Here is a 19,479-nt window from a genome sequence, read left to right as displayed (position 1 = left end):
CGGCGACGGCCGGGGCGAGTCAAGTTCCGAACTATCTCGCGTATGGCCGTGTTGATACCGCTTTTCACCGTCGGATTCTTCAACACTTCCTCCCACACGGCGGGACCCTTCGGCTCGAAGGGCGCCGGCATGGGTGGCGGATCGCTGTTCTGCGGCACCGGCAGTTGTGAACCGGTAGCCGACGGAGCCAGGTCCCCCTTCGGTCCCACCGCGGGCTCGGGTTCCTGCTCGACGGTCTTGCCGTACCTGCCCTGCAACGGGCTCGCCTTGGCTGCGGCCGCGACCGCGTCGGTGCCGATGGCCGCCATCAGGGACCGGGGCACCCGCATGCGCGTCCAGGCGACCGGGGTGGGCGCTCCTTTCTCGGAGAGCACCGTGACCACGGCCTCGCCGATCCCCAACGACGTCAACGCGGATTCCAGATCGTAGACATCGGTTTTCGGATAGGTGCGCACGGTCTTGCTGAGCGCCTTCTGATCGTCAGGGGTGAACGCCCGCAGCGCGTGCTGGACGCGGGCGCCCAACTGGGAGAGCACGTCGTTGGGCAGATCCGTCGGCAGCTGGGTGCAGAAGAACACGCCGACACCCTTGGACCGGATCAGCTTGACAGTCTGCTCAACCTGCTCCAGGAACGCCTTGGACGCGTCGGAGAACAACAGGTGAGCCTCGTCGAAAAAGAACACCAGCTTGGGCTTGTCGATGTCGCCGACCTCGTCCAGTTGCGCGAAAAGGTCGGCCAGCAACCACATCAGGAACGTGGAGAAGATGACTGGGCGCAACGACTGACCGCTGAACTCGAGCAGGCTGATGATGCCGCGGCCTTCGCCGTCGACGCGCAGCAGGTCGTGCGGGTCGAGCTTCGGCTCGCCGAAGAAGGTGTCGCCGCCCTCACCGGCAAGATTCACCAGCGCCCGCAGGATCACACCCGCCGTCGTGGCCGACACCCCGCCGAGTGATTTCAGGTCTGCCTTGCCCTCGTCGCCGGTCAGGTGGTTGATGACGGTCCGGAGATTGCTCAGCGTGACCAACGGGCGGTTGTTCTGCTTCGCCCAGTGGAAGATCAATCCGAGCGTGGACTCCTGAGTAGCGTTGAGTCCCAGCACCTTCGACAGCAGCACCGGTCCGAAGCTGTCCACGGTAGCGCGTACCGGCACCCCGATTCCGTCGGTGCCCAGCGACAGGAACTCGACCGGAAATCCCGTGGCCTGCCAGTCGTCGCCGGTGTCTCTGGCCCGGGCGGCGGTCTTGTCGTTGCCCTCTCCGGGCCGGGACAAGCCGGACAGGTCACTCTTCACGTCAGCCATGAACACCGGTACCCCGGCAGCGCTGAGCTGCTCGGCGATCAGCTGCAGCGTCTTCGTCTTGCCGGTTCCGGTGGCGCCGGCCACCAGGCCGTGCCGGTTGACGGTGGCCAACGGAATGCGGATCTGCGCGGTCGGGTCTGGCTGGCCGTCGATGACGACGGTGCCCAGTTCCAGCGCCTGACCCTGCACCGCATAGCCCGCCGCAATCTGCCGCGCGAGCCCGCCGGCGTCCGAGTCGGTGCTCATCGTTGCCGCGCCCCTTTTCCAGAGTAGTTGCCCGTGGGAAGGATCACATTACTTCCCTGGGGCCGGCAGGGTCAGGGCCCGCGTGAGCTGCGAGTGGGCTTAGTGTGAGCGCTGTGCGTGACGAATTGGTGTGGATCGACTGCGAGATGACCGGGCTCGATCTCGGATCGGACAAGTTGATCGAAATCGCCGCCCTGGTCACCGACGCGGACCTGAATATTCTGGGCGAGGGAATCGACGTGGTGATCCACGCCGACGACGCCGCGTTATCCTCGATGATCGATGTCGTCAAGGACATGCACTCGCGATCCGGACTGACCAACGAGGTCAGGTTGTCCACCGTCGACGTGGCCACCGCCGAGGCCATGGTCCTCGACTACATCGGTGAGCACGTCAAACAGCCCAAAACCGCGCCGCTGGCCGGGAACTCGATCGCCACCGACCGATCATTCATCGCCCGCGACATGCCCGCCCTGGACTCCTTCCTGCATTACCGGATGATCGATGTGAGCTCGATCAAGGAGCTCTGCCGGCGCTGGTACCCACGCATCTACTTCGGACAGCCCCCAAAGGGGCTTGCACACCGTGCGCTGGCCGACATCCACGAATCGATCCGGGAGTTGCAATACTACCGACGGACCGCGTTCGTCCCGCTGCCGGGGCCCTCTACCAGCGAAATCGCCGCGGTGGTCGCCGATCTTCAGGGTGAGACGGAAACTCCGGAGGAAATCGATTCGGCCGACGAGCGCTCGAGCGGTTAGTATCGACGTCACCGCGCGTTACGCCTGTTCCGTTTCGGGCCGACCGGCGGTCATGGTGGGTGTAGTTCAGTTGGTAGAGCGTCAGGTTGTGATCCTGAATGTCGCGGGTTCGAGTCCCGTCACTCACCCCACAGGTCAGAGGTGGTACTTAGCCCCTCTGACCTTTTTCTTTGGGACCCATCGAGACCGCACTCACTCGGGCAGACTCGGGCAGACCGCGGACAACCCCGGACAGGTCTAGCTCCGGGCCGCACCGGGCGTGGGCGCGTCGGGTCTGGGTTGCGCCTAAGAGTTGACCCGTAAATGGTTGTGGTTGTTGAGGTTCCATAGTCTGGTGATGATGTGGAGGCTGTGGTTGATGGCGTGGCCGCGTCGGTGGCAGTGACGGTGGATTTGCCAGGCTTTGAGGCGGGCGAGGACGTGTTCGACGCGGGCGTGGATGCGCCGGTGAACGCGGTTGTGGTCGTCGCGGATGGTGCGGCCGGACTTGTCGCGGCGGGGCCCGGTGATGGTTCCGATGCCGCGGTATCCGCCGTCTGCGAGGATGATTCGGTCGCCGGTAAGCATGTGTGCGAGGGTGTGGCGGGCCGCGATGACGTCATTGCGGTTGCCGGGCCAAGCAGCCCCGACCGCGATCACAGCCCGGCTGTGTGCGTCGACGAGAATCTGAGTGTTGATGCTGCGTCGGTAGTTTTTGCTGATCGCGGCGATCGATTGATCGTGTACGGGGATCAGGGTGGCGTCGATGATCCACGGCCCATCGGGGGTCTTGATTGTGTCGTGTTCGAGTGTGTTGGCCAGTATCGGCACCAGATGGTGTAGCACCCGGTCGACGGTCGGGTGACTGGTGGTGAACAGTGCCGCCAGGGCGCGGGTGGTGAGGTTGGTACGCAGGTGGATCAGTACCAGCAGCAGCCGGATGGGCAGCGGCATGACCCATGGACGGCCGCGGGAAGGACGCGCCTGGCGGCTGACCCGGGTGTGCACGCTGTCGAACTGGTGGGCGGTGAGTCCTGTGAGCGGCAGCCAAGTTCGGTAGCGGCGCGGTAGGGCGATGATGTCAGTGGGGTGTGGTTGCCTGGGCTCCATGGCAGCCGCGCCGACCGACATCACCGCTGTGATCAGCGGTGATGAAGTGGTGGCTGCGCCGCGCCGGCGGGGGAAGTCCAAGGCCCCGAACTTCACCTATGAGGGCCCAGTAGCGGTGATCCGCCTGGAGTTGGACTTGTCTGATGATCGGGTGCGTGGGCGGGTGGAAGGGCAGTGGGAGGCGGTGTTTCGGCTGCGGCGGGCGCTGCAGCGTGACGCCGCAGCCCGGTGCCGGGCGTATTGGGCCGCTCACCACGAACGAGCTCGTGATCGGAAACCGCTGCGGGATCGGTTGGGGTTGTCCCGCAAGGGCATGGAGGCCGCCGCCAAACGCCATATCGAATCCTCGGGATGGATGCGCGATCATCTGACCAAGGCTGTCGGTTTGCATGTGGCCGACGAGGTGTGGGAGACCATCGACCGGCACCTGTTCGGGGACACCTCGGGGCGCCGGCAGGGTGCGCCGCGGGTTGGGTCGTGGTGGGATTTCACGCGCATCCCGGGTCGGGCCCGATCACACACCAAGGACAGGCCGGTGTGGGAGACCTGGCGTCTTGTCGGTGCCCTGGATGGTCATCTGAACACCTACCGGGACAAGGACTTACCGGCTGAGATCGTTACAGCCGCGGCAGCTGCAGGCCAGTGTGCGGGGTCATCGATCCTGGCTCAACCCACGCCGCTGACCGCACCGCCACGGCCGGCAAGCAAGTCCTGGTGGGACCACAAGGGAGCCCTGGCGGTGGTGTTCACCGGTCTGCCGGCCGGGGATCTGGTGTTGCCGGTGCGCCTGGCCCAGGGCGCCGGTCAGTGGCCGCATCTAGGGGCATTTTCTGGCCGACCCGAGCATCTGGCACAAGATTGACCTGGTACGTGTCGCAGACCGCCGCGCGCCGGGTGGTTGGCGCTACTACGCCCATCTGCTCGTGCACCAGGCGGGGTATCAGTCCGATTCGACCCGGTATCGGCGTGCCGGGGTACCGGCGGGTCGACGGGCCGGAGTGGACGCGAACGTGTCCAACCTTTCGGTCGCCTCCTTCCTGGCGCGGGCATCGGGCCCGGCCGGTGACCAGCTCCGCGTCGAGCAGATCGTCTGCACACCCGACCAGCAACAGGCCGCGGCGCGGGCCGCCAAGAAAACCCGCGACCGGCAACGCGCACTGGATCGCTCCCGCCGCAACACCAATCCCGAGCAGTACTCACCATCAGCGCGCCAGCACACGAGGGCCGAACGCCGCGCCGCCACAGAACTATCCCCGCGTCAGGTCACCAACCCCGGCGGTGCCCGAGCGGCCCGGGCCGACGGGGTACCGCTGCGCGCGTACCGCCGCGACGAACTGTCGGGCCGCTACCACACCCTGCGGGCCGACCATGCGCAAGCCGCATGCGCGGTCAGTCAGGCCAAACACGCCCGCGCGACCCAGGTCGCGGCCGGGATCGTTGCTGCGCACGGGAACGCGATCACGATTGAGGATTGCCGCATCAACACCTGGGCGCGCCTGTGGGGCAAGCGGATCGCGTTGTTCAGCCCGGGCATGCTCTTGACCGCACTCGCTGCCGAATGCGCCGCCGCCGGCGGAAAACTTCACCGTGCCGGCACCCGCACCACCGCGATGAGCCAACACTGCCTGTGCGGCGAGCGGGTGAGCAAGACACTGTCCCAACGCACTCACCGCTGCCCGGCCTGCGGTCTGGTCGCTGACCGCGACATCATCGCGGCGATCCTGGCGGCTAGCGTCGAGTTCACCAACCCCGAGGATCCATCCACCGCGGTCGTCAACTACCAGCTTGCCCACACCCTCGGTGATGGGCTCGCCTCCCAGCAAGAGTGGGAGGGTTCAGTCAACCGGCACCAGCCACCACCACCACCGGGTGAACGATCGGCCAGGACCGGCAGCCACCACCGCGCGGCCTCTGCTGAACAAGCGGCACCCGGCCCACCCCCGAACAGACCAGGCAAGCCTGGACGTCACGGGACCAGCCGAAAACAACCAGCCCCCAAGCTGATTGGCGCCGCATGATCCATCACGGGTCAACTCTTAGGAAGCGTTGGCGTTGCCCGCGCGCCACTGATCCCAGGGGATGTTCCAGTCGCCGAGGCCGTCGGTGCCGGGCAGGATGCTGCCCACGGTGTTGACGATCTCGACGACGTCCCCCCGCTTGCTGTGGTCGTAGAACCACACGGCGTTGCTGGGGCTCACGTTCAGACAGCCGTGGCTGGTATTGGAGTGTCCCTGCGCACCCACCGACCACGGCGCGGAGTGCACGAAGATACCGCTGTAGGAAATCTGCGTCGCCCAATCGACATCGGTGCGATAACCGTTGGGTGAGTTGACCGGAACACCGTAGGTCGAGGAGTCCATGATGATGTGCTTGAACCTGGCCCCGACGATGTAGACACCGTTGTTCGTCGGGGTGCTGTCCTTGCCCATCGACGTCGGCATGGTCTTGACGACTTCGCCGTTGATCCGCACGGTGATGATCTTGGTGTTGTCGTCGACGGTCGCGATCATCTCGTCACCGATGGTGAAGTGCATCTTGACGTTGTCTTCGCCGAACATCCCTTCGCCCAAGTCAACCCCGTAGGTGTTGACCGCCACGTCGACGTTGGTTCCGGGCTTCCAGTAATGTTCTGGGCGCCAACGTACTTCGCGACGGTTCAGCCAGTAGAACGCACCCTCGACCGGCGGGTTGGTGGTGATCTTGATGGCCTTCTCGGCCGCGGTACGATCGGCGATGTTCTCGTCGAAGCGGATCGCGACCGGTTGGCCGACGCCCACCACCTCGCCGTCGCTCGGCACGACGTAAGGCATCGTCAAGTGCGCGGGTGAACTGGTCTGAAAGGCCATCTGGCGAGTCACCGCACCACCGAGCCCCGTCGCCTTGGCGTTCAGCGTGTAGCGCCGGTTGTAGCCGAGTTGCTCGGTGGTCTGCCAGTGCAACCCGTCGGGGCTGAGTTGTCCGGCGATGGCCCGGCCGTTGTCGTTGACCATCGAGACCGACGCCAGCACGCCGTCGGCCACGTTCACCGTGACCGGCGCATCCACGGTGACCCCGACCGCGCCATCGGTAACCGACGAGGTGAGCTTGGGCACCAGCAGGTCGGCGAATGGCGTGCCCTTGTTCTCGATGACCCTGGCAGCAACCGGCGCACTAGGTCCGCTGCCGCAGGCAACACCGAACACAGCAACCAGGACCATGGCCGCAGCCAGCCATGGTCGACGTCTGCGCAAAGGCGTCATCAAGTGACCTTCCACATTCTGATCGCTAATTCGGTCACCGCTGACCCTGAATTGTTACCAGTATTGTAGTGGCTCACCGCCACTCGCCGCGGACGTGCGCACGGATTGGTGCCCAGCGGTTATGCAGCCTCAGCCTGGAGGCGACCCGGAGATTTCACTCTGCGCCAGAATGCCTGTTATTGTCGATAGCCGGCCTGTAGCCGAGCAAGCGCCGTTAGCTCAGTTGGTAGAGCAGCTGACTCTTAATCAGCGGGTCCGGGGTTCGAAACCCTGACGGCGCACCATTGAAAACCGGGGTCAGGCATGATTTCCAGCCTGCTTGTTTCGTGTCGTCCCCGGGGGGACGCCGGTTCGGCGAAAATCCGCCATTCATCCTCCACCCCGCTAAGTGGGATCGCGCCGGCGAACGGCATGTCGGGATCACTTGTCGCAACCGCGAGCGTAGTGGCCCCCAAGCTTGATCTCAGAACGACAGTGCCGATCCGACGTCTCAGTACATTCAGGGCGACTACGCCGCGGGGGCCGACAGGACCTGGATAACCACGTTCAGCGGTTCCGGCGATGTCGCAGTGTCGCCGATATACGGATGAGCGAGTTCCAAGACGAGGAACAGGTCGGTGGCAAGCAGCACGCCCACCGTCGCGACCAACGCGTAGTGAATGGCGGGTTTCTCGACGCTGTAGACGATGACGCAGCCAAGTACCAGCCCGCTGAGCAGGAAGAAGACTATCCACATCGACCAAGGCAGGCCGTTTGCGGTGCGGGCCCGGATTATCCGGTCTGTGCGTGCCTGACTGATCTTGTTGAGTGAGTCGAAAGAGGTTGCCAAAGAAGCCTTTTGAGTATCGGTGCGCGGTTGAACTTGCTCGTATGTGGCGTGGAGGCGCTGCAGCGCTTGGCCGGCCGCCGGATCGGCGTGGCCGTTGGCGGCAAGCGGCCACTCAGTTACGGCTGTGCGTTCATAGTCCAGCAGCGCCTGCCGAATTCGGTCACTGTCGGCCTTGTCGAAAACGGTGGCGTCGTTGGCCATCTGTACCCCGGTCGTCCCCTCCGCCCGCATCGCGTCGTCCGAAGTATTCGTCTCACCCCACATCGCGCTGACGATGAAACCTGTGAAGAACGCGTACACGAATCCAACCAGCAAGAAGGCGAACTGGGTGACCTCGCTGCGCTCATCCCCCCTGAGGCCAGGGAACCGGTGCCGGACATATCTGAGCACGAGCACTGCTCCGCCTGCGACCAGGACGTTGAGTCCGAGTAATAGCAGCCACGACGGCACGTTGCTCACGATCCAACCACTCACCGGCCACACTCCTCGAGAGCATCGCGCCGCAAACCCCGGGCGAGGGATGCACGTTTGGCCGGGTGTGAATTCGCGGCCCGCCCTTCGACTCTAGGCGCATGTCTGCGGCGCGACGTCACTTCGGCCGGCTTCAGCACCCGGTTCGAGGACTGCGCGCCGATCAGCGGTCGGGAAAAAGGTAGTTCGCTGAAAACAATTCGTCGCAGCGTCTAGGGTTCATAGTGTCCCTCGACGGAAGATGAGGCGGCGGAACGTGGCGAAAGCTGAGACTGCCCGACAGGCTCGTCCCGGGCGTGATCGTCGCGCGCAATGTACTTCCTAGGAACAACCGCGGCGTGCTGGAGACCGAGCCCGGAGACGCCGATCTCTTCGCAGTGAGTTCAGGAGCGGCCGAATGACCAGCAAGCTGACGGGCGACGTGGTGCGCGCGGGTGATCCCGGGTACGAGGCGGCGCGAATCGGCTGGAACCGCCTGTATTCCCGCTATCCCGAGGCGATCGTGTTCTGCGCCAACACGCAGGACGTGGTCAACGCGGTCGAGTGGGCGCGTCAGGAGAACGTTGCCCTGCGCGCCCGCAGCGGACGGCACAGTCTCGATGGCTGGTCCTCGATCGACGGGGGCCTGGTTGTCGACGTGAGTCGGATGAAGGGTGTCACGATTGACGAGGCGGCGCGCACGGCGGTGGTCGGCACCGGGCTTACGCAGCAGGAAGCGGTCGCGGCGCTCGGGAAGCGCGGCTTTGTCGTCCCGACCGGCTCGGAGGGGGGCGTCGGGCTCGGTGGTGTGGTTCTCGGCGGAGGCTTCGGATTACTCACCCGCAGTTTGGGTTTGGCGTCCGACAACCTGCTCGCGGCCGAGGTCGTGGTGGCCGACGGCGCGCGCTCGTCAAAGGTTGTCGAGGCCACCGAGGACCGCAACGCCGACCTGTTGTGGGCGTGCCGCGGCGGAGGAGGCGGCAACTTCGGAATCGCCACGTCCTACACGCTGAAGCTGCATGAGCTCTCCTCCGTCGAGTTCGCGATCGTCAAGTGGACCGGACACGATCATCTGGGCGCCATACTTCGCACCTGGCAGCGAGACGCGCCGGTCGCCGACGAGCGCCTGACCAGTGCGCTCGAGGCGGGCTCCAACGCAGTCGAGCTCACGGCGGTGCTGCACGGCGGCTCACGCGACGAACTGGACGCCGAGCTGCGTTCCCTGCTGGCGATCGGCAAACCCGAGGTGACCTACACGAACGACGCCTGGCCGAACATCTACCGAAATATCGACAGGGGGCCGGATCTCCCGTTCTGGAAGTTCTACTCTCAGTTCGTCACTCGCCCATTCCCCGACGAAGCGATCGATGTGGTCGTTCGCTTCATGGCGAACACACCTAGCGCGCCGAGCAACTTCTTCTGCTCGAGCTTCGGCGGGGCGGTGCGCCACGCTCCGCCCGGGGGGTCGGCGTTCCCACACCGTGAGGCGCTGTTCTACTGCGAGCCGGGCGCGGCCTGGGACGACCCCGCGCTGAACTCGACGGCTCTGGGCTGGGCCGTCGACTTCTGGCGCGCTCTGCGCCCCTTCGGCGACGGCGCCTACGTCAATGTGCCCAATGCTCCCGCAGCCGACTGGGAGCGTGATTACTACGGCTCTAACCGCGAACGGCTGCGCAAGGTCAAGGCCCACTACGATCCGACGAACGTTTTCCGCTTCGAGCAGAGCGTGCCTCCCGCCGCCGGCTGATCGGGTTGCAGCGTCGGATCGGGCTTGAGCAGCAGCCACACGGCCACCGCCGAAGCGAGCAGCAGCGCCGAGCCGACCCCCGCGGCGATCGCCAGCCCGTCGGTAAACGCCGTCTTGGCGGCCGTCAAGACGCCTTGCCTCCGGTCGACGTACAGGCCCCTTGTCGCCAGGGTCGCAGCGGCGAGCGAGTCCCGGGCATGTGCCGCCACGGCATCCGGGGTACCGGGCGGAATCGCCAGTCCGCGGTATACGGCGGTGACTATGGAACCGAGTATCGCGATGCCAAGCGCCGCGCCGAGTTCGTAGGCGGTCTCCGAGACCGCCGCTGCCGCGCCGGCCCGCTCCGGCGGGACGCTGGCGATGATGACGTCGCTCGCCGCGGTGAAGGCCAATCCGAGGCCGACGCCGACGACAAACAGGGCGACGCCGAGCTGTGGGTAGCCGGTGGATGGGCTGATCAAAGTCAGCGACGCCGTCGCGGCACCGACGAGCGCCAGCCCCGTCGCGAGGACCGCGCGCTGCGACCAGTAACGCACGGCGACACCGGCCAACAGGCCGAATACGGTCGCGGCGACCGCGGCAGGCAGTTCGGCCATCCCGGCCCGCAGCGGGTTGTATCCCTGAACCAGTTGAAAGAACTGGGACAGGAAGAACACCAGGCCCGAAAGGCCAAGTACGGAAAGCAAGTTGGCGGCGACCACAACCGAGAAGGCGCGATTGGCGAAAAGCCGAATGTCGATCAACGGTGTACGCAGCGTGAGCTGCCGCCTGACGAACAGCGTCAACGCCGCGGCGCCGACGACACCGACCGCAGCCACCTCGACCCCAAGCCCGCCGGCGGCACCTTGCTTGAAGGCGTAGACGAGGCCGAGCATGCCCACGAGCGCCAGCGCGACGCTGGGCAGGTCCCACGGCCCCGGCGCAGAGCCGCGATGTTCGGGCAACAAGACGGTACCGCCGACGAGTAGCACGACCATCACCGGGATGTTGATCAAAAACACTGAGCTCCAACAGAAGTGCTCCAGCAGCAGCCCACCGGTCACCGGGCCCAACGCGGTACCCGCCGAGAACATTGCGGCCCAGACGCCCACTGCCACGCTGCGTTCGCGTGGCCGGGGAAACAGACCGCGGATCAACGCGAGCGTCGACGGCGCCAACGCTGCCCCGGCCACACCCAGCAGCGCCCGCGCGCCGATCAGCAGCCCGCCGGTCGGTGCGTATGCGGTTGCCACCGACATGCAGGCGAAAGCCGTTGCGCTGCAGAGTAACAGCTTCTTGTGACCGATCCGGTCGCCGAGGCTGCCCATCGTGACAAGCAGACCCGCCAGCACGAACGAGTAAATGTCGCCGATCCACAAGACCTGCGTCGCCGTCGCGCCGAGATCCTCGGTAATCAGCGGGGTGGCAACGGCCAGTACCGTGCCGTCGACGCCGATCACCAGCACTCCGAGGCTGAGCACAGCGAGCGCCAACCAACTCCGCGTCATGACCGGGTCACCCCGTGGAGCAGCAGGTCGGTGACCATCCGGGTGAAGTCGCGGCGTGCGGCACGTCCGGCCTGGATGACCCACGCAGCGCCGGCGATAAGGTCATAGAGCGCCTCGGTCAACCAGACGGCACTCAGATCTGGGCGGAACTCACCTTCCCGCTGGCCCCGCTCGAACAGTTCCCTGATCCCGGCGTCGATCTCGTCCCAGCCCTGCTGCGTCTCATTCGTATCGAGATCCTGACTCTGGGTGCAGAGAAAGGTGAGGTATCCCGACACCGGCTCGCACGCGGTCACCAAGCGCTGCAACGCTTCTGAGGCGGATCCGTCCTCACAGCGGGCGGTTTTGAGGGCCTCACGCAGCTGGGCCACGGCGAGCTGGTTCAGCGCCTCGACGAGCGCGGCCCGCCCGGCGAAGTAGCGATGCAGCGTCGCGCGACTGACGCCGACGGCCGCGGCGATCTCGTCCTGGGTCGCGTCGGGCCGCCGGCCGAGGACATCCGCTGCGGCGTGCAACACCCGTTCACGATTTGACGTCATGAGACGATATTATCTCAGATGAGACATAATTGTCTCACCACGCCAAACGCTCGTAGCCCACAGCCCGGTCGTGCAGACTGGACCACGTGGAAATGAGCACGTCCGGGTGCACAAGCGGAGAAGCCCGCCGGGGCCATCGCCGAGAAGACTGGCACTAGTGCGATGAGCTGGACGACCTTGCTCACGACCACCCTGGTACCGGTCGCCTCCGTTCTGTCCACTGCGACGGTGGCGGTCTGGACTAAGCGCATCGACGCCAGAACCAAGCGAGAGGACCGGGCTCACGCGCTAGTCCTCGAATACGAGAAAAGGGCCGGGGAGGACAAGAAGGCGGTGCTGAAGCGTCTCATCTCCGCCGTCCTCCACCTCAAGCGCGGCGCAGAGCCACTCGCGGGCACCCAAGCCACTGAAGAGAGCATCAGCCGAAGACGGGCTGCGGCCACCAGAGAGTTGTACGAATTCCGCGCACGGCTGGGTCTCGACGACGGAGTCGCCGAGCTGATGATTTATGCCGCAGAGCCGGTTCGCGACCTCACCGAATTGATCCTTGACGAATGGGACCGCCAATTTCGCGAGCACGGCTACTCGCTGACTCAGCTGGATGCCTGCAAGGAGCAACTCCAGAACGCCGTCGACGTCCCGCCAAATAGCGATGAGGCGATGAGTGAACGGAAGCGAAAATGGATTGCGCTGCAGGACGAAGAAGCATCGTTTCTCAAGGAACTCGGCGATGAGTCGGACCTTGACGTCGATGCGCTGGTGGTGCTGTGCAACCGCGTGCTGAAAGCTGCCCACACGGACCTCCGCGGTGGTTACGGCATAGAGGCATAGATCAGTGACCGACGGCGTGCCCGACAGTGGGAACCGAGGGGGATCTGGAAACCCTTCTGAGCACACGCGACCGCGAGACGGGTCGGGTGAAACCGGCGACCTGGAGGCGGCTTTTCAGCGCGCTCTGCACTCCGGCGACCTCGAGCAGGCGGCGCCGGCCGCCTTCGCACTGGGGCGTCAGCGAGCCACCGAGGGCGATGTCGACGGTGCTCTCGCGGCATATCAATGGGCCATCGACTCCGAACATCCGCACTGGGGGTCAGCGGCCGCATTCGCTGTCGGCTTCCTGCTGGCCGGGCAAGGCGATACGGCGGCTGCGACGGCGGCCTATCAGCTGGCCATTGACTCCGGTCACCCCGAGCATGCTCCGATGGCGGCACTGAACCTCGGGAACCTGCGCGCCGAACAGGGCGATGCGGATGCGGCCGAAGCGGCCTACCGCGTAGCGATCGAATCCGAACACGAGCAGTCGATCCTGATCGCCCTGCTTCAACTGGGCGGATTGCGGGCGGGTCGCGGGAACGCCGCCGGGGCCGAGGTGGCCTACCGGATCGCCGTCGCATCCGGTCATCCCGAGGTGATTCCTACTGCCGCGATCAACCTGGCCTTGACTCGAGAAGCACTGGGTGACGCCGAGGGAGCCGAGGAGGCGTACCAGATCGTCATCGCCACCGATCACCCGGAGCTGTCGCCCATCGCGGAATTCAACATGGCCTCGCTGCTGGAAAAGCAGGGCGATCTGGCCGGCGCGGCGACCGCGTGTCAGGCCGCCATCGATTCCGGTGAGCCCGATCTGGTGGCCAAGGCGCTGGTCAATCTCGGTCGGCTGCGGGAGAAGTCCGGTGATTTCGAACGAGCCACCGAGTCGTATCGGTCAGCGATCGACACCGAGGAAACCGAGGCGGCACCAAGGGCGGCGATCAACATGGCGAAGCTGTACGAGAAGGACGGTGACTTCGCCGACGCCACCGCGTTCTACCAGGCGGCGATCGATTCCGGCCATCCCGAGTACGCGCCCGAGGCTGCGAATTCCCTCGGAATGCTACGAGCGGGCTTGGGCGATGTCGAGGGAGCCACGGCGGCTTACCAGTTCGCGCTGGACTCCGGGCACCCCGACCACGCACCCGGAGCCGCACTCAGATTCGGGATCCTGTGGGCTGGACAAGGCGAGGTGGACCGGGCGGCGGCCGCATTCCAAGAGGCGGTCGACTCCGGAAATGCCGAGTCAGGCCCGGCCGCGGAGTTCGGACTGGGCACTCTGTGGGCTGAGCACGGCGACATAGCGGCTGCCCGGGCAGCCTTCCGGCGAGCCGTCGAGTCGGGCCATCCGGTATGGGCCCCCAAGGCTCTCGAGAGCTCACAGAGCACTGCGCCGCCATCACGCCGCAGACAGATCTTCCGGTCACGCCGGGGACGTTGACGCCTCAGACGTGTCCGCGGCCGGGGTCATGACCCAACGAATACTCCCGACGAGCATGCGTCCGGCCATGCGGGTCACCGTCGTCTCCAGCACCGGGACATACGGAAGCAGCAGAGGCAGTCTGGCCCACGCCGGCAGCATCGCCACCGCAGTGGCGGCCAGCACGCCGTAAGCGGGTCGGGCCGGTAACGGCAGCGGCGGCGTCAGCAGGAGAAACCGAGCGGCATCGCGGGCGGCCCGGGTACCGCGCAGTTCAGGACGGAAGTCTTCAATCCGGTCGTGGAGTTCTTGCTCGGTGCGCGGCGGTTCCGGTACGCCGAGCGCCCTCGCCACCACGGCCATATCGGCGACGTAGCCGTCCCGCCCTGACTGGTCGAGTGGGGCCGCGCCGTACAGCTGATGCGCGAGCAGGAAGCTGTCCACCTCGGCGATGTGAACCCACTCCAGCAGATGTGGGTCAGATGCGTGATACGGCCTCCCGTCCGGCGCGACGCCATGCACGTACCGGTGGATGCGACGGACATGGTCGACCGCGGCCTGGGCGTCAGCGGCGCAGCCGAACGTGGTGGTGGCCAGAAACGTGCTGGTGCGCTGCAGCCGTCCCCAGGGATCGCCCCGATAGTCCGAGTGCTCGGCGACTCCGGCCATGGCCAGCGGGTGCAGGGACTGCAACAGCAGTGCCCGCAAGCCGCCGACGAACATCGACGCATCCGCGTTCACCCGCCTGATGGGACGGTCCGGCGTGAACCATCGATCACCCGGTGCGCGGTGGATGCGCTCTCGATTCGCCGGTCCGTCCGGCCCGGCCACCATGCCGAACAATCTGCCGCCCAGGTCGCGCCGTACCGCGCTGACCGCCTTCACTCCAGGCACAGACATGGTCATGTCTCCACGGTACGGGCCGGTGTACCCGGCGAGTCAGCGCTTCTCAAGACCATGTCCACGGCAGCTCCGATGATGTCGTCGTCCGGCAGGGTGCCGTACATCAGCGACGGGCACGCGACAACACCGGTCAGCATGGAGACGGCGGCGTCCAATTCCGCACCGGAGAACACCTCGCCCAGCATCACGTACATCTGGCGCTGACCATCACTGTTGACCTTGTCCCTGAGCTCCCTGATCTGTTCCCGAGACGCCCACTGCGCCATGCTGGCCAGCACGAGGTCGAGTCGCAGTTCGACAATGCCCCAACGAAAGACCTTGAGTTCCTCGATTACGTCCGCCCGTAGGTCATCGGTGCGTTCGTGGTGCGGCATCTCGCCGAGCGACTCGATCGCCATGGTGATCAGGTCGATGCGCGCCGGCCAATGTGTATACATCGTGGTCTTGGAATATCCGGCGATTTCGGCAACCCGCGCATGCGTGATCGCCTCTGGCCCCTCGCCGGTGAGAAGTCTCAGCGCCGCTCGGCCAACATCGGCGCGAGTTCGCGCCACCCGTGCGTCTTCGCCGCCGTCGGACGGCCGGTTAGCCGGTATGGGGGTCATATCTGCCGCGCCACCACCAACGGCCCTTCTGCCTTCCGCGGCCGGATGTGTGTTCTTGGTTACGCGAACGCGAGTCCGCGCTTTCGCGGCCGGCCGATCCAGTAATGGCCAGCATAACCAGTATTAGTAGCTCTGAACATTATTGTACTTTTAGACCATTATCGGACAGAGGACTGCGCCAAAGCGCTGCGCGGCCGTGAGTGGCCTGACACCTCGGAGCGCGGCGGCGACGGTCGCCGCCCCGATCGATCATTCGGCGCGAGAGCGACGCGAGAGAGACCGCTTAGAGAGACCGCGAGAGAGACCGCGAGAGAGACAATGTCTACCGCCACAGCTGTTCGGCACCGCGCCGTAATCGGTGACCGCGGCATGGTCGGCGATCGTTTGACCGGTTGTTCCGTTCCACCCAAGGAATGAGCTGAAATGGACGAAGTCGAGGTGCTGGTCATCGGCGCGGGCCTGGCCGGCTTGCGCTGCGCTGACGTGCTGGCAGCCGCCGGGCGTGACGTGCTCGTCTGGGAGGCCAAGAGCGCGGTCGGTGGCCGAATACGCACCGACGTCGTCGACGGGTTTCGCTGCGACCGGGGCTTTCAGGTACTCAACCCGGCGTATCCGGAGCTCCGCCGAGCGATCGATCTGGCGCAGCTGAAGCTGCAACAGTTCGGCGCCGGTGTCGTAGTCCGCCGTGATCGGGGTTCGGTGGTGTGGGTGCATCCACTGCGCGCGCCGCGACGGCTGCCGACGATGCTGTCCTCCGGAGGACTCGCGCCCCGTGATGTGGTCGCCCTGGTGCGGTGGGCCGCCCCGGCTCTGCGGCCGAAAAAGCTCAAATCACTGCATGATCAGGATGTCAGTCTGCGGGATGGGCTGAATCGGGCGGGCGTGCGCGGCGAATTGCGCAGGGTGGTCGATCGCTTCCTGGCCGGTGTTCTGCTCGAGACCACCGGTGTGAGCTCGAACGCGTTCGCCTTGCTCCTTGCCCGGATGTTCGCGCTGGGGGTGCCTGCCCTGCCGGCGGACGGAATGCAGGCCCTGCCAGAACAGCTGGCTGCCAAGATCAATGGTCGAATCAGGTTCAATCACAGGGCGTTTCGAATCGAGACCGAATCCCGGGGATGGCTGGTGCAGGGAGACGGAGTCCGCGCCCGCGCGCAGCATGTGGTGGTTGCCACCGAAGCGGTCGCGGCCGCGTGGTTAACCAGCGAAACAGCGCCGGAAATGCACGGCGTCGTCACCGACTGGTGGGCCACCGACATACCGGTGCCGGGGCCGCCGATGCTCCGGGTGGACGCCCGCCGAGATCCCCCGGGACCGGTACTCAACACCGCGGTGATCAGTGCCGCCGCACCTACCTACGCCCCGCCCGGCAAGCACCTGATCGCAGCCTCGGCGGTCGTGGAACGGGGCGGCACCGTGCCGCACGAAAAGGTGATGCGTGAGCATGCGGCGGACATTCTGCTCAGCGATCAACGTGGCTGGACGCCGGTGACTCGCCACGTCATTCCCAATGCCCTACCGGCACAGCTTGCACCCCTTCTGGTTCGCCGCCCGATCCGCACTCCGACCGGGATCTGGCTGTGCGGCGATCACCGCGACACTGCCTCGATTCAAGGCGCGCTGGTCAGCGGGCGCCGCACCGCCGAGGCTATCCTCGCGGCGCGATAATTCGTCTGGCCGCCTCGACGACGGCCGCGCGCCGGGCCGCCAGCACTGCGGGATCGGAGGTTCGGGCGTCCGGGTGCGGTGACTGCGCCCAGCACAGGCCTACCCCGATCAGCACCACCAGCAGTTCTATCGGCTGCCAGGCGGGGTCGACGTAGCCGGCGGCTTGAGCTTCCTCGATGGCGCGAATGTCGCGGTCCGGCACCGAGTCCCATTCGTGCGCGGGTGGCGGGTCGAGGGTCAGGCCTTCCAGGTTGGCCCAGGTGATCATGCGCAGGTGCTCGGGTCGCCGGCAGGCCAGATCGAAAATGTCGCCGACGAACTCCGGCACCGCGTCGGGCCGCACCGCGACGGCGGCGAAGAACTCCGCGCTGTCGGCGGCAACGACACTGCGAAACAGCGTCTCTTTGTCCCGGAAGTGCGCGTACAGCCGCTCTTTGCTGGCACATGCGGCTCGGGCGATCCGGTCGATCCGGGCGCCGGCCAGTCCGAATCGAGCGAACTCCGAGCGCGCTGCGGTCAGGATCGTGTCGCGGAGTTCGTCGGTACTTCGCACCTCCGTAACGTATCATACGAACTAGTTCGTTCGGTATAGTGGCCGGAGAAACGGAGGACCCCATGACCGAGACACTTGAGGCTGTGATGAACCATCCCCGTCGGGTGCGGATCTTGAGCGAGGCGCTGCAAACGATCCAGGGCGGCATCGAACCCGTCGTCGACCTATACCGTCCGTATGTCAGCGGCCTGGAAAAGCTGCCCGCCGATGGCCGGTTCCTGTTGGTGGGCAACCACACTCAGCAGGCATTCGCCGAAATTCTGCTCATCCCGCACTACGTGCGACGCGCGATAGGGACGCGGGTACGGCCGCTGGCCGACCGCAGGTTCGGCGAGGCGAAAGGATTCGGACGTGACCTCATCGCCGCCTACGGTGGCGTCGTCGGTGCCCCTGAGACAGCGCGCGAATTGATGCGCCACGACCAGACCATCCTGGTCTTCCCCGGGGGTGGACGCGAGATAGCGAAGTTCAAGGGCGAGGAATACCAGCTGAATTGGCAGGGCCGGTCCGGATTCGCGCGCTTGGCGGTCGAGAACCACTATCCCGTCGTGCCGGTCGGATTGGTCGGGGGCGACGACATCTACAAGAGCTTGGTCACTCGGGACAGCGGACTGGGCCGCCTCAGCCAAGCTGTCAGCAAAAGGCTCAACGGCAACGCCGATATGGCGATGCCCCTCGTGCGGGGCATCGGCCCGACCCTGATCCCCCGCCCACAGCGTATGTATCTGCGCTTCGGCGACCCGATCGACACCACAAAACCCATACGGATGTCAGCTGATACCTGGGTGACGACGGTGCGCGACGACACGCAACACGAACTCGAAGCAATCCTGCGCGACTTGTTGGCATTGCGGTCCGAGGACCCGTTCCGGGAACTGAACCCCCTGGCCTGGAGGCGCGCGGTGGCATGAATCAGGCCGGGCGCGATCGCAGCGGGTGGTGTCGGGCTACTTCGTGGCGCGGCACTGACGTTAGGCGTCCACCGTGAAGCTGGTTTCACGTTCGGCGGCGAGCGTGAAGCCAGCTTCACGCTCGCGCGACAGGTGTCAGCGCTTCCTGACCCGGTAGATCACCACCACGACGGCGGCGACGCCGATCCCGGTAAGTGACACCGTGACGATGGGCTTGTTCAGGAACTCGATGACCTTGGCCTTGACGTCGTCGGCCAGGCGGCGAGGATTGGCGCGCTCCGCAAGCGAGTCGACGGTGGCCGCCAGCTGCTCGCGGGCTTGGTCGATCTCCTGCTTGATGGTGTCGGGATCGCGGTCCGCCACGTGTCTGTCCTCCAAGTCAGGCTGGTGCACTGACGAACTACCCTAGTGCCGACGCCCCGGCGACAAGAAAGGGATGCACCTTGACCGAGACCACACGCCTGGCACCAGGCGACAAAGCGCCCGCCTTCAACCTACCCGACGCCGACGGCAACAAAGTGAAACTGTCGGACTACAAGGGTCGCAAGGTCGTCGTGTACTTCTACCCGGCCGCATCGACACCCGGCTGCACCAAACAGGCCTGCGACTTCCGCGACAGCCGGGCCGAACTCAACGAAGCCGGCATCGACGTCGTCGGCATCTCCCCCGACAAACCGGAGAAGCTGGCGAAGTTCCGCGACGCCGAAGGGCTGACGTTCCCGCTGCTGTCCGACCCGGAGCGTAAAGTGCTCACGGCCTACGGCGCCTTCGGCGAGAAGCAGATGTACGGCAAGACGGTGACCGGCGTCATCCGCTCGACGTTCGTCGTTGACGAGAAGGGCAAGATCGCCGTCGCGCAGTACAACGTGAAGGCGACCGGTCACGTGGCCAAGTTGCGGCGGGATCTGTCCGTCTAGTACG

General features: G+C 65.7%; 19 protein-coding genes and 2 tRNA genes. 11 read left to right on the top strand and 10 right to left on the bottom strand.

The features are described 5' to 3' along the window. On the bottom strand, positions 1 to 1,550 hold a 1,550-nt coding region (locus ACX9NE_RS07795; RefSeq protein WP_459361104.1), incomplete at its 3' end, for a helicase HerA-like domain-containing protein. 113 nt (positions 1,551 to 1,663) lie between these two features. Here ACX9NE_RS07795 and orn point away from each other — a divergent pair. Together orn and ACX9NE_RS07785 are read left to right on the top strand one after the other, a co-directional pair. Further along, the gene (gene orn, locus ACX9NE_RS07790) at positions 1,664 to 2,311 is read left to right on the top strand and encodes an oligoribonuclease (protein ID WP_459361103.1); all 648 of its coding nucleotides are present in this window, start codon (positions 1,664 to 1,666) and stop codon (positions 2,309 to 2,311) included. 55 nt (positions 2,312 to 2,366) lie between these two features. Continuing rightward, positions 2,367 to 2,442: transfer RNA gene (locus ACX9NE_RS07785), tRNA-His, on the top strand. Between the two features lie 154 nt (positions 2,443 to 2,596). Here ACX9NE_RS07785 and ACX9NE_RS07780 read toward each other — a convergent pair. After that, a complete protein-coding gene (locus ACX9NE_RS07780; RefSeq protein WP_459361102.1) occupies positions 2,597 to 3,421 on the bottom strand; it encodes a transposase in 825 nt (274 codons plus the stop codon). Here ACX9NE_RS07780 and ACX9NE_RS07775 point away from each other — a divergent pair. Together ACX9NE_RS07775 and ACX9NE_RS07770 are read left to right on the top strand one after the other, a co-directional pair. After that, a complete protein-coding gene (locus ACX9NE_RS07775) occupies positions 3,399 to 4,262 on the top strand; it encodes a hypothetical protein (protein ID WP_459361101.1) in 864 nt (287 codons plus the stop codon). The two genes, ACX9NE_RS07780 and ACX9NE_RS07775, sit on opposite strands and share 23 nt — an antisense overlap. 148 nt (positions 4,263 to 4,410) lie before the next feature. Further along, positions 4,411 to 5,418: a zinc ribbon domain-containing protein gene (locus ACX9NE_RS07770; protein ID WP_459361100.1), complete on the top strand. Its 1,008-nt coding sequence runs from the start codon at positions 4,411 to 4,413 to the stop codon at positions 5,416 to 5,418. 18 nt (positions 5,419 to 5,436) lie between these two features. On the opposite strand, the gene ACX9NE_RS07765 is transcribed toward ACX9NE_RS07770, so the two are convergent. Then, a complete protein-coding gene (locus ACX9NE_RS07765; RefSeq protein ID WP_459361099.1) occupies positions 5,437 to 6,639 on the bottom strand; it encodes a L,D-transpeptidase in 1,203 nt (400 codons plus the stop codon). A gap of 208 nt (positions 6,640 to 6,847) precedes the next feature. Here ACX9NE_RS07765 and ACX9NE_RS07760 point away from each other — a divergent pair. Then, positions 6,848 to 6,923: transfer RNA gene (locus ACX9NE_RS07760), tRNA-Lys, on the top strand. Positions 6,924 to 7,147: 224 nt separating this feature from the next. On the opposite strand, the gene ACX9NE_RS07755 is transcribed toward ACX9NE_RS07760, so the two are convergent. Continuing rightward, a complete protein-coding gene (locus ACX9NE_RS07755) occupies positions 7,148 to 7,942 on the bottom strand; it encodes a bestrophin-like domain (protein ID WP_459361098.1) in 795 nt (264 codons plus the stop codon). Positions 7,943 to 8,336: 394 nt separating this feature from the next. Between ACX9NE_RS07755 and ACX9NE_RS07750 the strand changes: the two genes are divergently transcribed. Then, positions 8,337 to 9,665, top strand: coding sequence for an FAD-binding oxidoreductase (locus ACX9NE_RS07750; protein ID WP_459361097.1), 1,329 nt, complete (start codon positions 8,337 to 8,339; stop codon positions 9,663 to 9,665). Here ACX9NE_RS07750 and ACX9NE_RS07745 read toward each other — a convergent pair. Together ACX9NE_RS07745 and ACX9NE_RS07740 are read right to left on the bottom strand one after the other, a co-directional pair. After that, positions 9,608 to 11,152: an MFS transporter gene (locus ACX9NE_RS07745; RefSeq protein ID WP_459361096.1), complete on the bottom strand. Its 1,545-nt coding sequence runs from the start codon at positions 11,150 to 11,152 to the stop codon at positions 9,608 to 9,610. The genes ACX9NE_RS07750 and ACX9NE_RS07745 overlap by 58 nt on opposite strands. Next, positions 11,149 to 11,691, bottom strand: coding sequence for a TetR/AcrR family transcriptional regulator (locus ACX9NE_RS07740; protein WP_459361095.1), 543 nt, complete (start codon positions 11,689 to 11,691; stop codon positions 11,149 to 11,151). Before ACX9NE_RS07740 ends, ACX9NE_RS07745 begins: the two co-directional genes overlap by 4 nt. Positions 11,692 to 11,853: 162 nt before the next feature. Here ACX9NE_RS07740 and ACX9NE_RS07735 point away from each other — a divergent pair, with 162 nt between their 5' ends. Beyond that, the gene (locus ACX9NE_RS07735) at positions 11,854 to 12,522 is read left to right on the top strand and encodes a hypothetical protein (RefSeq protein WP_459361094.1); all 669 of its coding nucleotides are present in this window, start codon (positions 11,854 to 11,856) and stop codon (positions 12,520 to 12,522) included. 4 nt (positions 12,523 to 12,526) lie between these two features. Further along, positions 12,527 to 13,942 (top strand): tetratricopeptide repeat protein, encoded by a 1,416-nt coding sequence (locus ACX9NE_RS07730; RefSeq protein ID WP_459361093.1) that lies wholly within the window; start codon positions 12,527 to 12,529, stop codon positions 13,940 to 13,942. Here ACX9NE_RS07730 and ACX9NE_RS07725 read toward each other — a convergent pair. Both ACX9NE_RS07725 and ACX9NE_RS07720 read right to left on the bottom strand, forming a co-directional pair. Continuing rightward, positions 13,925 to 14,827: an oxygenase MpaB family protein gene (locus ACX9NE_RS07725; RefSeq protein WP_459361092.1), complete on the bottom strand. Its 903-nt coding sequence runs from the start codon at positions 14,825 to 14,827 to the stop codon at positions 13,925 to 13,927. The two genes, ACX9NE_RS07730 and ACX9NE_RS07725, sit on opposite strands and share 18 nt — an antisense overlap. Next, positions 14,824 to 15,429, bottom strand: a complete 606-nt coding sequence (locus tag ACX9NE_RS07720; RefSeq protein WP_459361091.1) for a TetR/AcrR family transcriptional regulator — start codon at positions 15,427 to 15,429, stop codon at positions 14,824 to 14,826. Before ACX9NE_RS07720 ends, ACX9NE_RS07725 begins: the two co-directional genes overlap by 4 nt. A gap of 423 nt (positions 15,430 to 15,852) precedes the next feature. Between ACX9NE_RS07720 and ACX9NE_RS07715 the strand changes: the two genes are divergently transcribed. Continuing rightward, positions 15,853 to 17,094, top strand: coding sequence for an FAD-dependent oxidoreductase (locus ACX9NE_RS07715; protein ID WP_459361090.1), 1,242 nt, complete (start codon positions 15,853 to 15,855; stop codon positions 17,092 to 17,094). On the opposite strand, the gene ACX9NE_RS07710 is transcribed toward ACX9NE_RS07715, so the two are convergent. Next, complete coding sequence (locus tag ACX9NE_RS07710) at positions 17,075 to 17,647, bottom strand: TetR family transcriptional regulator (RefSeq protein WP_459361089.1); 573 nt, start codon at positions 17,645 to 17,647, stop codon at positions 17,075 to 17,077. The two genes, ACX9NE_RS07715 and ACX9NE_RS07710, sit on opposite strands and share 20 nt — an antisense overlap. 62 nt (positions 17,648 to 17,709) lie before the next feature. Between ACX9NE_RS07710 and ACX9NE_RS07705 the strand changes: the two genes are divergently transcribed. After that, positions 17,710 to 18,558 carry a lysophospholipid acyltransferase family protein gene (locus tag ACX9NE_RS07705; protein WP_459361088.1) on the top strand — a complete coding sequence of 283 codons (849 nt, stop codon included), beginning with the start codon at positions 17,710 to 17,712 and terminating at the stop codon, positions 18,556 to 18,558. 135 nt (positions 18,559 to 18,693) lie between these two features. On the opposite strand, the gene ACX9NE_RS07700 is transcribed toward ACX9NE_RS07705, so the two are convergent. Beyond that, positions 18,694 to 18,921: a DUF3618 domain-containing protein gene (locus tag ACX9NE_RS07700; protein WP_459361087.1), complete on the bottom strand. Its 228-nt coding sequence runs from the start codon at positions 18,919 to 18,921 to the stop codon at positions 18,694 to 18,696. Positions 18,922 to 19,001: 80 nt separating this feature from the next. Between ACX9NE_RS07700 and bcp the strand changes: the two genes are divergently transcribed. Further along, entirely contained in the window at positions 19,002 to 19,475 is a 474-nt protein-coding gene (gene bcp, locus ACX9NE_RS07695) for a thioredoxin-dependent thiol peroxidase (RefSeq protein ID WP_459361086.1), read from the top strand. Positions 19,476 to 19,479: the final 4 nt, after the last annotated feature.

The organism is Mycobacterium sp. ML4, assembly GCF_054515735.1.
Note: the sequence above shows the minus strand (reverse complement) of the source record. Positions and strands in the feature narration are given on the sequence as shown.

Bases quoted from the DNA above. Each gene is read 5' to 3' on its own strand.
- ACX9NE_RS07775 (WP_459361101.1), top strand. From the start codon at position 3,399: ATGGCAGCCGCGCCGACCGACATCACCGCTGTGATCAGCGGTGATGAA.
- ACX9NE_RS07780 (WP_459361102.1), bottom strand. From the start codon at position 3,421: ATGTCGGTCGGCGCGGCTGCCATGGAGCCCAGGCAACCACACCCCACT.
- ACX9NE_RS07765 (WP_459361099.1), bottom strand. From the start codon at position 6,639: ATGACGCCTTTGCGCAGACGTCGACCATGGCTGGCTGCGGCCATGGTC.
- ACX9NE_RS07750 (WP_459361097.1), top strand. From the start codon at position 8,337: ATGACCAGCAAGCTGACGGGCGACGTGGTGCGCGCGGGTGATCCCGGG.
- ACX9NE_RS07745 (WP_459361096.1), bottom strand. From the start codon at position 11,152: ATGACGCGGAGTTGGTTGGCGCTCGCTGTGCTCAGCCTCGGAGTGCTG.
- ACX9NE_RS07740 (WP_459361095.1), bottom strand. From the start codon at position 11,691: ATGACGTCAAATCGTGAACGGGTGTTGCACGCCGCAGCGGATGTCCTC.
- ACX9NE_RS07735 (WP_459361094.1), top strand. From the start codon at position 11,854: ATGAGCTGGACGACCTTGCTCACGACCACCCTGGTACCGGTCGCCTCC.
- ACX9NE_RS07725 (WP_459361092.1), bottom strand. From the start codon at position 14,827: ATGACCATGTCTGTGCCTGGAGTGAAGGCGGTCAGCGCGGTACGGCGC.
- ACX9NE_RS07720 (WP_459361091.1), bottom strand. From the start codon at position 15,429: ATGACCCCCATACCGGCTAACCGGCCGTCCGACGGCGGCGAAGACGCA.
- ACX9NE_RS07715 (WP_459361090.1), top strand. From the start codon at position 15,853: ATGGACGAAGTCGAGGTGCTGGTCATCGGCGCGGGCCTGGCCGGCTTG.
- ACX9NE_RS07705 (WP_459361088.1), top strand. From the start codon at position 17,710: ATGACCGAGACACTTGAGGCTGTGATGAACCATCCCCGTCGGGTGCGG.